The sequence below is a fragment of the Myxococcota bacterium genome, from assembly GCA_041389495.1.
Classification (GTDB): domain Bacteria; phylum Myxococcota_A; class UBA9160; order UBA9160; family UBA4427; genus JAWKRT01.
In genome coordinates this window covers 286,639-300,291 of sequence record JAWKRT010000005.1, presented here as the reverse complement: position 1 = coordinate 300,291, position 13,653 = coordinate 286,639, and the positions used below count along the sequence as shown (strand labels likewise).

Below are 13,653 nucleotides of genomic sequence, written 5' to 3'. Positions count from 1 at the left end.
CGCGCGACGACCTGCACCTACGACGACGACATGGACGACCTGACGCCCGAAGTACCCGTGCAGAAGGACCAGCGCGGGATGCTGCGCTTCGGCGGTGTCGCGTGCGACGTGGGAGCGTTCGAGGACGAGGCGGTGCCGGTGCCGGCGCTTCCCGTCTTCGCTCGTGGAATCGGCGCCGTTGCGTTCTTCTCGCTCGCGCATGCGTTAGGCGCGCGGCGCCGCGGACGCGCGCGCCGGCGGGCGAAGCCCCGCGCGTCCGGGTAGAAGACCCGCGGCGATTTCGAGCCCGCCTCGAACGACAACGCCCCCGGCCGAGGAGGCCGAGGGCGTTTCGTTTTCCTGGAGCGCGAGACCGGATTCGAACCGGCGACCCTCACGTTGGCAACGTGATGCTCTACCAGCTGAGCTACTCGCGCCCGGGCCAGAAGGTTCGGGACCGCAGGGTTTACGGGACCGGAGGGCGGTCGTCAACGGGCGAGTCGGGCGAGCGGCCGGCCTCGCCGGGCGGCGCCCCTGGGTGCCCGGCGCGGCGCCCGCCCCGCGGCCCCTCTAGAGCTTCGTGATCTTCTCGCGGCCCTCGCGGACGTCGCGCGTCGCGTTGCGCGTGTCGAAGACGCGGCCGGCGTGCTTCACGACGCGGGCGTAGTCGACGTCGCCGTGGTCGGTGAGGATGACGACGAGGTCGGCGTCCTCGATGGCGGCGTCGGTGAGCTCGCTGCCCTTGTAGCCGTGGCCGTCCACCTCGAACTCGCCGACGTGCGGGTCGTGGAAGCGGATGTCGGCGCCGCGCGAGGCGAGCAGGCTGACGACGTCGAGCGCGGGCGACTCGCGCATGTCGCCGACGTCCTTCTTGTACGCGACGCCGAGGATCAGGATCTTCGAGCCGTTGACGGCGAGGCGCTGCTCGTTCAGCAGCGCGCCGCAGCGGTCGGCGACGTGCTCGGGCATGGCGCTGTTGATGTCGGTGGCGAGCTCGATGAAGCGAGCGGAGAAGTCGAGCGACTTGAGCTTCCAGGACAGGTAGCTCGGGTCGACGGGGATGCAGTGCCCGCCGAGGCCCGGGCCGGGCAGGAACTTCATGAAGCCGTACGGCTTCGTCGCCGCCGCCTCGATCACCTCCCAGACGTCGAGCCCGAGGCGCTCGCACATGAGCGCGACCTCGTTCGCGAGCCCGATGTTGATGGCGCGGAAGGTGTTCTCGAGCAGCTTCACCATCTCGGCGCAGCGCGACGACGACACGGGCACGACGGTCTCGAAGATCTTCGAGAAGACGGCGCAGCCGAGCTCGGTGCACGCGGGCGTCTCGCCGCCGACGACCTTCGGCACGTTGCGCACCTTGAAGCGCTCGTTGCCCGGGTCGATGCGCTCGGGCGCGAAGCAGAGCGCGAAGTCCTTGCCGACCGAGAGGCCCGTCTCCTCGAGCGCGGGCACGAAGAGCTCGGTGGTCGTGCCGGGATAGGTCGTCGAGCCGAGGATGATGAGCTGGCCCGCGCGCAGGCGCTTGCGGATCTCGTCCATCGCGGCGGCCATGTGCGAGACGTCGGGGTCCTTCGCGCGCGTGAGCGGCGTCGGCACGCAGATGTTGATGACGTCGAGCTTGGTGAGCGCGGCGAAGTTCGTCGTCGCGCGGAAGCGGCCCGCCTCCTTCACCGCCTGCAGGTCGGCCGCCGGAACGTCCTCGATGTAGGACTCGCCGGCCTCGAGCTTGCGCACCTTCTGCGCGTCGAGGTCGAAGCCCGTGACGTCGAAGCCCGCCTTCGCGAACTCGACGCCGAGGGGCAGCCCCACGTAGCCCAGCCCGATCACGCCGATGCGGGCCGTGCCCGTCTCGATGGCGTTCTTCAGCTCGTCCAACCGACTCATGACGTTCCTCGACGGCGGCCCGGACGCGCTAGGCGTCGGCCGCGAACAGATCCCGGAAGAAGGCCGCGAAGTACCCGTAGCCCGACCACAGGGTGAGTAGGGTGGCGATCGCGAGAAGTGACAGACCGATTTCGTGGGCGGGCAGCCCGAGCGTCGGGTAGTGGAACAGCAGGGCCGAGATGGCGACGTTCTGCGTGAGCGTCTTGGCCTTGCCCTGCCAGGATGCCGCCATGATGCGCCCGCCCGCGGAGGCAATGCCGCGAAGGCCCGTCACGGCCAGCTCGCGCCCGACGATCACGACGACCATCCAGGCCGCCCAGCTCTCGATGCGCCCGACCGAGACGAGCATGATCAGGGAGGTGGCGACGAGCATCTTGTCCGCGAGCGGGTCGAGGAGCTTGCCCACCTGGGTGACCTGCTGGCCGCGCCGGGCGAGCCAGCCGTCCACGACGTCGGTCACGGCGGCGAGGATGTAGAGCCAGGCGAGCATCGTGCTGGCGGTGTCGCTCAGCATCCAGGGCATGGCGAGCATCGCGGGCACCACCGCCATGCGCAGCATCGTGAGCGCGTTCGGGAGGTTCCAGACCTGCTCGCGGGCCGCCTCGCGGGCCATCGGATCCACGCCTCCCCGCGCCTCGCCGAGCGCCGCTACCGGGGCCGCGCGCACCGCTGCTCGTCCCATCTCACCCCCCCTGGCTCGCGCGTCGCCCCCGCCGCGTCTCGCGGCCCGCGCGGTGCACGGGCCCGGCGGGAGGTCGCGCTGCCGGACCGCCGGGCCACCGCCGCGCCGCGGGGGGCGCGCGCCGGGCGGCTCGGGCACCGGTCGTGCCGTCAGCGCTGCGCGAAGTCGCGATGGTAGCCGCGATAGTAATGGAGCACCCGGGACACGTACTCGCGCGTCTCGGTGTACGGAGGAATGCCGTCGTGGCGCTCGACGGCCGTCGGGCCGGCGTTGTACGCGGCGACGGCGCGCGTCACGTCGCCGAAGCGGTCGAGCATCTCGCGCAGGTAGCGGGCGCCGCCGAGCACGTTCTGCGCGGGCGAGTACGGGTCGTCGACGCCCACGCTGCGCGCGGTGTGCGGCATCAGCTGCATGAGGCCCTGCGCGCCCTTCCGGGACGTGGCGCGCGGATCGAAGTTGGATTCGGCGGCGATCACCGCCTTGACGAGCGCCGGGTCGAGCTCGTAGGCGTTCGCGGCGCGCGCGATCAGCCAGTCGTAGCCGGTGTGGGTGGGCGCACGTCCGCGGCCGCGGAGGCGGCCGATGCCGTCGCGCTGGAGGCCGCGCTCGGTCAGGAAGACGCGCTCGTAGCGCGAGTCGGTCGGAACGTTGGTGAAGTGGACGGTGCCGTCGGGGCCCGTGTAGCGGTAGAGGGGCTGGCCGGCGTGGGCGAGCGCGGCGCCGAGCAGGAAGCCCGCGGTCGCGAGTGCTCCGGTGCGGCGTGCGCGCTGGCGAAGTCGACCCATTCCGTCGCGTCCCTCGGGCCGGGCGCTCCCGCCCGCCGTCACTCCGGGCGGGCGATGCCGCCCGTCCGGCGCGCGGTCGCGATCCGATTGCAGCCCGAGCGGCCGCCTCGATAGACTCGCGCGCCGTCCCCACATCGGAGATGGCTTCGCCTTTCCTGAGCGCCCCGAGCGCAACTGCCACCCGCGGGGCCGATCTGGCCCGCGCCCTCCCCGGTCCGCACGCCGCGCCCTGGTCGCGACGAGTCGCCACCGGGCGCGCCCGGACGCGCGAGCCAAGGAACCCCACCCACCGCCGATGACTGCGCCGTCCGATCGCACGCGCGACTGCCGCCGCTTCGACTTCCTCGTGGTCGGGAGCGGCATCGCCGGCCTCTCCTACGCGCTGCGCGTCGCCGAGCACGGCGCGGTCGGCATCGTCACCAAGAAGCGGGCGGTCGACTCGGCGACGAACTGGGCGCAGGGCGGGATCGCGGCCGTCACCGACCCGGGCGACTCGTTCGAGGATCACGCGGCCGACACGCTGCGCGCGGGCGACGGGCTCTGCCGGGTCGACGTCGTCGAGCGCGTCGTCGAGCGCGGCCCGGCCATGATCGAGGCGCTGCTCGGGTACGGGGTCGCGTTCGACCGCAGCCAGGCGGCGCCGGGCGAGGACGGGGGCACCGACTACGACCTCGGCCGCGAGGGCGGGCACACGAAGCGCCGCATCCTCCACCACCGCGACGCGACGGGGAGCGAGATCGAGGCGTCGCTGCTCGCGCGCGTCGCCGCGCACCCGAACATCGCGCTCTTCGAGGACCACTGCGCGATCGACCTGCTGACGGCGCACAAGGCCGGCCGCACCGAGGCGAACCGCGCGCTCGGCGCCTACGTGCTCGACGCGCGCACGGGCGAGGTGCTGCGCTTCCTCGCGCCGATCACGCTGCTCGCGTCGGGCGGCGCCGGGAAGGTCTACCTCTACACGAGCAACCCCGACATCGCGTCGGGCGACGGCATGGCGATGGCGTATCGCGCCGGCGCGACGCTCGCGAACATGGAGTTCTTCCAGTTCCACCCGACGTGCCTGTTCCATCCGCAGGCGAAGTCGTTCCTCATCTCGGAGGCCGTGCGCGGCGAGGGCGGCATCCTGCGCGGGCGCGACCGGCGCGCCTTCATGGCGGACTACCACGAGATGGCCGACCTCGCGCCGCGCGACATCGTCGCGCGCGCGATCGACACCGAGCTCAAGCGCAGCGGCGCCGACTTCGTGCTGCTCGACATCACGCACCGCGACGCGGCCTACCTCGAGCACCGCTTCCCGACGATCGCGCAGCGCTGCCGCGACTTCGGCATCGACATGACGCGCGAGGGCATTCCCGTGGTGCCGGCCGCGCACTACTGCTGCGGCGGCGTGCGCACGAACGCCGACGGCGAGACCGACCTCCCGAACCTGTTCGCCGCCGGCGAGGTCGCCTGCACGGGGCTCCACGGCGCGAACCGGCTCGCGTCGAACTCGCTGCTCGAGGCGCTCGTGTTCGCGGAGGCCGCGGCCGCCGCGTCGATCGCGCGCCTCGCCGACCTGCGCGACGTCGGCGACGTCCCGGCCTGGGAGGCCGGCGACGCCACCGAGAGCCACGAGGCCGTCGTCATCACCCAGAACTGGGACGAGATCCGCCGCTTCATGTGGAACTACGTCGGCATCGTGCGCAGCGACAAGCGCCTCGCGCGCGCGCGCCGGCGCGTCGAGCTCCTGCGCGAGGAGATCGACGAGTACTACTGGAACTTCCGCGTGACGCCGGACCTGATCGAGCTGCGCAACCTGGCGACGGTCGCGAAGCTCGTGATCGCCGCGGCCCAGTCGCGCAAGGAGAGCCGCGGCCTCCACTACAACCTCGACCACCCCGCGCGCGACGACGCGCGCTTCGCGCGCGACACGCTCATCCAGCGCGGCGAGCAGCCGCGACAGAGCCCGGCCTAGAACCCGTGACGTATTGCCCCGGGCGCACCCTTGCGCCTAGGATCCCGCGCCTCGAAACCGCATCTCGCACGCCCGTCGACGGACACCCGCCCGACGACGGCGCCGAAAGGAGCCCCCGATGGCGATCAAGGAAGGCGACCGCATCCCGGATCTCAAGCTCAAGACGCCGAACGCGGACGGCATGCCGCAGGACGTCACGACCGGCGAGCTCTTCAAGGGCAAGAAGGTCGTGCTGTTCGCCGTGCCGGGCGCGTTCACGCCGCTCTGCTCCGCGCAGCACCTGCCGGGCTTCATCGAGAAGGCGGACGCGATCAAGGCGAAGGGCGTCGACACGATCGTCTGCATGTCGGTCAACGACGGCTTCGTGATGGGCGCCTGGGGCAAGGACCGCGGCGCGGGCGACAAGGTCGTGATGCTCGCCGATGGCAACGGCGACCTCACGAAGGCGCTCGGTCTCGAGATGGACGTGAGCGTCGCGGGCCTCGGCACGCGATCGCAGCGCTTCGCGATGATCGTCGAGGACGGCGTGGTCAAGAAGCTCGCCGTCGAGGCGCCGCAGAAATTCGAGGTGAGCCACGCGGACGCGATCCTCGCCGCGCTCTAGCGCGCGGCGGCGGTCTCCCGGAGCGCGCGGCGCGCGCAGTGCGCGTGGGCGCGGCGTCAGCCGGCGTCGCGGATCGCGAGCAGCCCGCGCTCGACGAGCGCGAGGATCTGCTGGCGGATCTCCTCGTCGGGCTCGGGAATCACGTCGATGACCTTGCCGACCGTCATGCCGACGGCGGCGAGGTCGAGGATCGCCTCCTCCGACTGCGAGAGCTCGCCCCGCGCCGCGCGCAGCTTCGCCGCGTCGACGGCGAGGCGCGCGGCGGGGTCGAGCGTCGCCGCACCCGGGCGCTGGCTCTCGTCGAGCAGCCGCAGCGCGTCGAGCATCGCGGCGTCGAGGGGCAGCGGGTCGCCGCGATAGGCGGCCTCGTCGGTGCGCGCCTCGAACTCGAAGGTGCCCTCGCGGAACTCGAGCAGGCGCGCGAGCGCCTTGCGCCCCGCGCTCTCGCCGAGCCGCGCGCAGCGCAGCATGCCCTGCTCGAACATCACGACGCCCTCGTCGTCGCCGCAGACGAGCCGCAGCGTGCCGCGCGGCGCGCACGTCCCGAACATCTGGAGCAGGTTCTCGATGCCGACCTCGGCGATCGGGCCCGTGATGCCGCCGAGCCGGCGGCGGTGCTCGGCCGCGCGCACGGCCTCGACGAACTCCTCGACCGTGCGCGCGTCGCGCGGCTCGACGTCGAAGCGGATGCCGACCGCGGTTCCCGCGCCGGCCGGCGCGGGCGCGCGCCGCACCACCGTTCCCTCGAGCTCGAGCTCCGCGTCCGCGTACGGGTTCGCGAGCACGACGACGACCGACTCGCCCGGCGCGACATCGTGCTCGCCGATGCCGACGAGCGCACCCGAGAGGCTGAGGTCGCGCGTGCGGCCCTCGATCTCGCGGCCGTCCGCGGTGCGCACGATCGCGGGAACCCGCACCTGCGCGCGGCGCGCGGCGCGCCGTCCGTCGCCGGCCTCGCGCTCGTCGTCGGAGATGGCCTTGCCGAGCAGCGGCTCGAAGCGGTCGCGCAGGTCGCTCGCGCGCAGCGTGAACTGCACGGCGACGCCCGGCGTCGCGGCCGCGCCCGCGAGCTCGCGCGTCACGACGTGCACGACCTCGCCCTCGAGCGCGACGACCTCGCCGATCCAGTCGAGGCCGATCTCGACGCGCACGGCCTCGCGCGCGTCGAACCCGACGTTCGTCGCGACGAAGATGCCGCCGTTGGCGATGTTGGACTGGTACTCGCGGCGGAAGTCCGCCTCGGAGTCGAAGCCGACTCGGAGCGATCGCGCGGCGTCCGGCATCGGCCCTCCGGCGCCGCGCGCCCCGCCCGTCGGGGTCGCCGCGCCGCCGGGCCGGATCGGACGAACGCGCGCGTGGCTGGACCGTCTCGGGGCGATCGGCGGGGCGCGTTCCTGGGGAAAACCCCGACCGCACCCCGACCGGCGCGGCGCTACTCGCCGTCGTCGAGCGTGTGGAAGAGCGAGAGCTGGGGCGCGCCGTGCTCGGCGTCGACGGGCACCGGGTACTCGTCGCTGAAGCAGGCGTCGCAGATGCCGTGCTTGATCTGCGCGGCCGCGAGCGCGCGCAGCGCCTCGAGCGAGAGGTACTCGAGCGAGTCCGCACCGAGGAGGTCGGCGATCTCGCGCGCCGAGTGCTGGTGCGCGATGAGCTCGTCGCGCGTCGGCGTGTCGATGCCGTAGTGGCACGGGCCGATCGTCGGCGGCGACGAGACGCGCAGGTGCACCTCGCTCGCCCCGCCCTCGCGCACGAGCTGCACGATCTTGCGCAGCGTGGTCCCGCGCACGATCGAGTCGTCGACCAGCAGGACGCGCTTGCCCTCGACGAAGCCGCTCACGGCGTTGTGCTTCACGCGCACGCGGAAGTCGCGGATCGACTGCGTCGGCTCGATGAAGGTGCGCTGCACGAAGTGGTTGCGGATGAGCGCGGTCTCGTAGGGGACGCCCGAGGCCTCGGCGTAGCCGAGCGCGGCGGCGGCGCCCGAGTCGAGGACGGGAACCACCATGTCCACCTTCGCGGGGTGCTCGCGCGCGAGCGCGCGCCCGAGCTCCTTGCGGAACGAGTACACGTTGGTGCGCAGCAGGTTCGAGTCGGGCCGCGCGAAGTAGATGTGCTCGAAGATGCAGAAGTGCTCGCGCTGGTCGCGCCCGAAGGGGCGCAGGCTGCGCAGCCGGCCGCGCCTCACGACCACCACCTCGCCGGGCTCGATGTCGCGCTCGTAGGTCGCGCCGATCAGGTCGAGCGCGCAGGTCTCGCTCGCGACGACGTACGAGGTGCCGAGCCGACCGAGCGAGAGCGGCCGGAAGCCGTCCGGGTCGCGCGCCGCGATGAGCGCCTCGTCCGTGAGCATCACGAGGCTGAATGCGCCCTTCACGCGCGAGAGCGCGTCGATCAGCCGCTCCTCGAGCGACGGCTCGCGCGAGCGCGCGAGCAGGTGGAGGATGACCTCGCTGTCGGCGTTCGAGCTGAAGATCGCGCCGCGCCCCTCGAGCTCCTTTCGGATCGCGAGCGCGTTCACGAGGTTGCCGTTGTGCGCGATCGCGACCGGCCCGCCGTCGGTCGTCGCGCAGATGGGCTGCGCGTTGCGGATGCTGCTCCCGCCGGCGGTCGAGTAGCGCACGTGGCCGATCGCGTGACGGCCGGCGAGGCGCTGCAGCGTGCCTTCGCCGAACGTGTCCGCGACGAGGCCCTGCGCGCGGTGCGCGATGTGCTCGTGCCCGTTCGACGCGACGATCCCGCACGCCTCCTGGCCGCGGTGCTGCAGCGCATAGAGACCGAGATACGTGATGTGGGCGGCTTCCTCGTGGCCCCAGATGCCGAAGACGCCGCACTCGTCGTGGAAGCGATCGGCGCGGTGCGCATCGGCGAGACGGGCACAGCGTTCGCGCACCACGTCGTGCCTCATCGACCGTCTCCGCCTCGCGCGAGGCGCCGCGGGATCGCGCGCGCCCAGATCGACCGCAGTGCTTCGACCTCTCGGTCGATCCACGTCTCGCCTGAACGCGCCGAGCGCACGACGAGCCGCGCACCGCCCGTGCGTCCGATGCGCGCGGCCGGCACGCCGTGCCGCGCCGCGAGCGCGACGAGCGCGCTCGCATCCTCGCAGCTCGCGACCACGCGCCCCGTGCTCTCGCCGAACAGCACGGCGTCGGGGCGGAACGGCTCGCCGAGCTCGACCTCGACGCCCGTGCGCACGTCGCGCGCAGTGAAGCAGCACTCGGCGAGCGCCACGGCGAGGCCGCCGTTCGACACGTCGTGTGCCGACGCGATCACGCCGTCGCGCACGCCCTCCGCGAGCACGCGCCCGAGCCGCCGCTCGTGGTCGAGGTCGACGTGCGGCGGCGCGCCCGCCTCGAGCCCGCGGCGCAGCGCGAGCCACTCGCTCCCGCCGAGCTCCTCGCGCGTCTCGCCGAGCAGCACGACGTCGAGCCCTTCGCGCGGGAAGTGCGAGACGGCGTGCCGCTCCCAGTCGTCGAGCCGCCCGACGATCGCGACGGTCGGCGTCGGGAAGATCGCGGTGCCGAGCGTCTCGTTGTAGAAGGACACGTTGCCGGAGATGACGGGAACGCCGAGCGCCTCGCACGCGTCGCCGAGCCCGCGCACGGCCTCGGCGAACTCCCACATGATCTCGGGCTTCTCGGGGTTGCCGAAGTTCAGGCAGTTCGTCGCCGCGAGCGGGCGCGCGCCCGTGCACGCGACGTTGCGCGCCGCCTCCGCCACCGCGGCGCGCGTGCCCTCGTACGGGTCGAGCCAGCAGAAGCGCGGGTTGCAGTCGACGGCCATCGCGAGCCCGATGCGCGTCGCCGTCCCGTCGTCGCGCTTCACGCGCACGACGGCGGCGTCGCCGCCGGGCGCGACCACCGTGTTGCCCTGCACGAGCTGGTCGTACTGGCGGTAGACCCACTCCTTCGAGCCGAGGTTCGGCGAGTCGAGCAGCGCCTCGAGCGCGCCGGCCGGGTCCTCCTCGGGCGCGACGCTCGCGAGGTCGAGCTTCTGGCGCTCGCGCAGGGTCGCCGGCTCGCGCGTCGGGCGGTCGAGCACGGGCGCGCTCCCCGACACCGGTGCCACCGGGATGTCGACCACCGTCTCGCCGTGCCAGCGCACGCGCATGCGTCCGTCGTCGGTGACGCGGCCGACGACGACCGCGTCGAGGCCCCAGCGCTCGAACGCCTCGCACACCTCGCGTTCGCGGCCGCGCTCGGCGACGAGCAGCATGCGCTCCTGGCTCTCGGAGAGCAGCATCTCGTACGGCGTCATGTCGCGCGCGCGCTGCGGAACGCGGTCGAGGTCCATCTCGATGCCCGTGCCCGCGCGGTCCGCCATCTCGAACGACGAGCACGTGAGACCGGCGGCGCCCATGTCCTGGATGCCGACGACCGCGTCGCCGCGCATGAGCTCGAGGCACGCCTCGATCAGGCACTTCTCCGTGAACGGGTCGCCGACCTGCACGGTCGGGCGCTTCTCGGCCGTCTCCTCGTCGAACTCGGCCGAGGCGAGCAGGCTCGCGCCGTGGATGCCGTCGCGGCCGGTCCTGCTGCCGGCGTAGATCACCGGGTTGCCGACGCCCGACGCCGTCCCGAGGAAGATGCGGCTCGCCTCGACCACGCCGAGGTTGAAGGCGTTGACGAGGATGTTGCCCGCATAGCATCGGTGGAAGGTGGTCTCGCCGCCGACCGTCGCGACGCCCACCGGGTTGCCGTAGCCGCCGATGCCGTCGACGACGCCCTCGAGCAGCCGCTGGTGCAGCGGATCCTCGAGCGGGCCGAAGCGGATCGAGTCCATCGAGGCGACCGGCCGCGCGCCCATCGTGAAGATGTCGCGCAGGATGCCGCCGACGCCCGTCGCGGCGCCCTGCTTGGGCTCGATGAACGACGGGTGGTTGTGGCTCTCGATCTTGAAGATCGCGGCGAGCCCCTCGCCGATCGCCACCGCGCCCGCGTTCTCGCCGGGCCCCTGCAGCACGTGCTCGCCGCGCGTGGGCAGCCCGCGCAGGTACTTCTTGCTCGACTTGTACGAGCAGTGCTCGGACCACATCACCGAGAAGATCCCGAGCTCCGGGAACGTCGGCGTGCGCCCGAGGATCTCGAGCACCTTCGCGTACTCGTCGTCGGTGAGGCCGTGCTCGCGCGCGAGCGCGAGGTCGACCACCGGCTCCGCGGGCGCGCTCCGCTTCGCGTCGCCGCCGCTCACGCCGACGCCCTCCGCGCGAAGTCGACGAGCGAGCCGAGCAGCTTCGCACCGTCGGTGCCGCCGATCGCGGCCTCGACCGCGTGCTCGGGGTGCGGCATCAGGCCGAAGACGTTGCCCGCGGCGTTCGTGATGCCGGCGATGTTGCCGACCGAGCCGTTCGGGTTGGCGGCCGGGGTCACGCGACCGTCCGGCTCGCAGTAGCGGAGCACGACCTGGCCGCCCGCCTCGAGCGCCGCGACCTGCTCGGGCGTCGCGGTGTACGCGCCCTCGCCGTGCTTGATCGGGATGCGCAGCACCTCGCCCGCGCGCGTGCGCGAGGCGAAGGGCGCCCGCGCGTTCTCGACGCGCACGTGCACGGGCTCGCAGACGAAGTGGAGATGGTGGTTGCGCACGAGCACGCCCGGCAGCAGTCCCGCCTCGCACAGGATCTGGAAGCCGTTGCACGTGCCGAGCACGGGGCCGCCATGGGCCGCGAAGCGCATCACGTCGGCGACGATCGGCGAGAAGCGCGCCATCGCCCCGCAGCGCAGGTAGTCGCCGTACGAGAACCCGCCGGGCAGCAGCACGCCCTGCGTGCCGGGCGGGAGCGTGGCATCGCGGTGCCAGACGAGGCGCGCGTCGGCGCCGAGCACGCTCTTCAGCGCGAACACCATGTCGCGGTCGTCGTTCGAGCCGGGAAACTGGATCACGGCGAACAAGGCTGGGGGACCTCTCGCGCCCCGCCGCCGCCCACGTTGGATGCGGGGAGCGCCGGAGCCACGCCCGCCTGCGGAGGACGGGCCGTCGGGCGTGCGCGGCGAGCGCTGCTCACCGCGTTACGCCTTTGATTTCGCGGAGTTGTGCGGCCTGGGAGCGGCGCGCAGCATACCCGAGGACAGCGGGCGCGGTCAAACGCCCGGCGCGGTCGCGGCCGCGCGGCGGGCCTCAATCCGGCGCGCGCTCGCCCGGCTCCTCGCGCACGCGGAACTCCGCCTCGATGGCGTCGCCGCGAGCGGGCGCCGCGTCCTTCGGGATCGCGCCGAGCAGGCTGCCGGCGACGGCGAGCAGCGTCGCGAGCGGCACGAAGGACGTGCCGGGCGCCATGCAGTACACGCCCGCGAGCAGGCTCGGCAGCCAGCGACGCTCCGCGAGGCCGAGGCGCGGCGCGACCTGCCAGCCGACGAGCGCGCCCGCCAGGCCACCGATCGCGAGCCCGAGCGGACCGAACGTCGCGAGGTCGGTCGCGTCGACGAGGAGACCGGCGAGGGCGGGCGAAGCGGCGTCCGCGAGGCGGCCCGCGCGGCCGCGCCACCGCCCCCCGCCCGGTGCGCCCGCACGGCCCGTCCTCCGCTCCCCGCGCTCTTCGCCACCCATGTCGCGCGCGAGTCTACCCGCCGCGCGCTTGCCCCGGCCGCGCACGCGGGTTTCAATGCGCGGCGACCTCCCCTTCCCTCGAACGCCGCCCCCCACCCGCGCCTCCGCGCGATCGACGGCGGCAGGAGACGCGCGTGGGCATCGACCTCGGCGATCTGCGAGCACTCTGCGACAAGACGCTGGAGCGCACGGACTTCACGAACCTCGGACGGCGCATCGAAGGCAAGGTGCGCGACAGCTACGTCGCGGACGGGCGCCGCACCATCGTCGTCACCGACCGCGTGAGCGCGTTCGACGTCGTGCTCGGCACGATCCCGCTCAAGGGCCAGGTGCTGAACCAGACGGCCGCCTTCTGGTTCGACAAGGTGTCGGGGATCGCGCCGCACCACCTGATCGAGGTGCCCGACCCCTGCGTCTCGATCGTGAAGGAGTGCCGCATCCTGCCGGTCGAGTTCGTGTTCCGCGGCTACCTGACGGGGTCGTCGAGCACGTCGATCTGGACGGCGTACGAGCGCGGCGAGCGCACGTACTGCGGCCACGCGCTGCGCGACGGCATGAAGCGGCACGAACGGCTGCCCGAGCCGCTGCTCACGCCGACGACGAAGGCCGAGCAGGGCGAGCACGACGAGCTCGCGTCGCGCGAGGAGCTGATCGCGAGCGGTGCGATCACGGCGGAGCTGTACGACGAGGCGGCGCGCATCGGCCACGCGCTCTTCCGCATGGGGCAGGAGTTCGCCGAGAGCCGCGGGCTCGTCCTCGTCGACACGAAGTACGAGATGGGGCTCGACGAGAACGGGCGCATCGTGGTGATCGACGAGATCCACACGCCCGACTCGTCGCGGTACTGGTATCGCGACGGGTACGACCGCGCGATGTCGCGGGGCGAGAGCCCGCCCGCGCTCGACAAGGAGTACCTGCGCCTGTGGCTCGGCGAGCGCGGCTACAAGGGGGACGGCCCGCCGCCGTCGATCCCGGACGACGTCCGCTGCGAGGCGGCGCGCCGCTACATCGAGACGTTCGAGACCGTCACGGGCCGGCCGTTCGAGCCGAACGTCGAGGACCCGCTGCCGCGCCTCGCGCGCAACCTCGGCGCCGCGTAGGCCACACCGCGCCGCCGGCACCGCGAGCGAGCACACTCCCGCCGATCCCGCAAGGATCCCGCCGCGGCGGGCCGGTCCGTGCCCGTTTCACAGGCGTTCGACGACTCCTTGACGGGCACGAG

12 protein-coding genes and 1 tRNA gene are annotated in these 13,653 nt (G+C 73.0%); 4 read left to right on the top strand and 9 right to left on the bottom strand.

Going from position 1 to position 13,653, the window contains the following annotated elements:
• On the top strand, positions 1–264 hold a 264-nt coding region (locus tag R3E88_21140; protein MEZ4218984.1), incomplete at its 5' end, for a hypothetical protein.
• Positions 265–340: 76 nt separating this feature from the next.
• On the opposite strand, the gene R3E88_21135 is transcribed toward R3E88_21140, so the two are convergent.
• The 4 genes from R3E88_21135 to R3E88_21120 form a co-directional block, all read right to left on the bottom strand.
• Positions 341–416: transfer RNA gene (locus tag R3E88_21135), tRNA-Gly, on the bottom strand.
• A 133-nt stretch (positions 417–549) separates the two neighbouring features.
• On the bottom strand, positions 550–1,863 hold the full coding sequence (locus tag R3E88_21130) for a nucleotide sugar dehydrogenase (GenBank protein ID MEZ4218983.1): 1,314 nt from the start codon (positions 1,861–1,863) through the stop codon (positions 550–552).
• 28 nt (positions 1,864–1,891) lie between these two features.
• Positions 1,892–2,476 (bottom strand): CDP-diacylglycerol--glycerol-3-phosphate 3-phosphatidyltransferase, encoded by a 585-nt coding sequence (gene pgsA / locus R3E88_21125; GenBank protein MEZ4218982.1) that lies wholly within the window; start codon positions 2,474–2,476, stop codon positions 1,892–1,894.
• Positions 2,477–2,694: 218 nt separating this feature from the next.
• Complete coding sequence (locus R3E88_21120; protein MEZ4218981.1) at positions 2,695–3,330, bottom strand: lytic transglycosylase domain-containing protein; 636 nt, start codon at positions 3,328–3,330, stop codon at positions 2,695–2,697.
• A 295-nt stretch (positions 3,331–3,625) separates the two neighbouring features.
• On the opposite strand from R3E88_21120, the gene nadB reads away from it, so the two are divergent.
• Both nadB and R3E88_21110 read left to right on the top strand, forming a co-directional pair.
• A complete protein-coding gene (gene nadB, locus R3E88_21115) occupies positions 3,626–5,284 on the top strand; it encodes an L-aspartate oxidase (protein ID MEZ4218980.1) in 1,659 nt (552 codons plus the stop codon).
• Positions 5,285–5,402: 118 nt separating this feature from the next.
• Complete coding sequence (locus R3E88_21110; GenBank protein ID MEZ4218979.1) at positions 5,403–5,888, top strand: peroxiredoxin; 486 nt, start codon at positions 5,403–5,405, stop codon at positions 5,886–5,888.
• 56 nt (positions 5,889–5,944) lie between these two features.
• On the opposite strand, the gene R3E88_21105 is transcribed toward R3E88_21110, so the two are convergent.
• The 5 genes from R3E88_21105 to R3E88_21085 all read right to left on the bottom strand — a co-directional run bounded on the left by R3E88_21105 (position 5,945) and on the right by R3E88_21085 (position 12,431).
• On the bottom strand, positions 5,945–7,171 hold the full coding sequence (locus R3E88_21105; protein ID MEZ4218978.1) for a PilZ domain-containing protein: 1,227 nt from the start codon (positions 7,169–7,171) through the stop codon (positions 5,945–5,947).
• 149 nt (positions 7,172–7,320) lie between these two features.
• Positions 7,321–8,793: an amidophosphoribosyltransferase gene (purF, locus tag R3E88_21100; protein ID MEZ4218977.1), complete on the bottom strand. Its 1,473-nt coding sequence runs from the start codon at positions 8,791–8,793 to the stop codon at positions 7,321–7,323.
• Entirely contained in the window at positions 8,790–11,078 is a 2,289-nt protein-coding gene (purL, locus tag R3E88_21095; GenBank protein MEZ4218976.1) for a phosphoribosylformylglycinamidine synthase subunit PurL, read from the bottom strand. Before purL ends, purF begins: the two co-directional genes overlap by 4 nt.
• Entirely contained in the window at positions 11,075–11,776 is a 702-nt protein-coding gene (purQ, locus tag R3E88_21090; protein ID MEZ4218975.1) for a phosphoribosylformylglycinamidine synthase subunit PurQ, read from the bottom strand. The genes purL and purQ overlap by 4 nt, the downstream gene beginning before the upstream one ends.
• A 226-nt stretch (positions 11,777–12,002) precedes the next feature.
• Entirely contained in the window at positions 12,003–12,431 is a 429-nt protein-coding gene (locus tag R3E88_21085; GenBank protein ID MEZ4218974.1) for a hypothetical protein, read from the bottom strand.
• 134 nt (positions 12,432–12,565) lie between these two features.
• Between R3E88_21085 and R3E88_21080 the strand changes: the two genes are divergently transcribed.
• Positions 12,566–13,531, top strand: coding sequence for a phosphoribosylaminoimidazolesuccinocarboxamide synthase (locus R3E88_21080; protein MEZ4218973.1), 966 nt, complete (start codon positions 12,566–12,568; stop codon positions 13,529–13,531).
• The last annotated feature ends 122 nt before the right edge of the window (positions 13,532–13,653 follow it).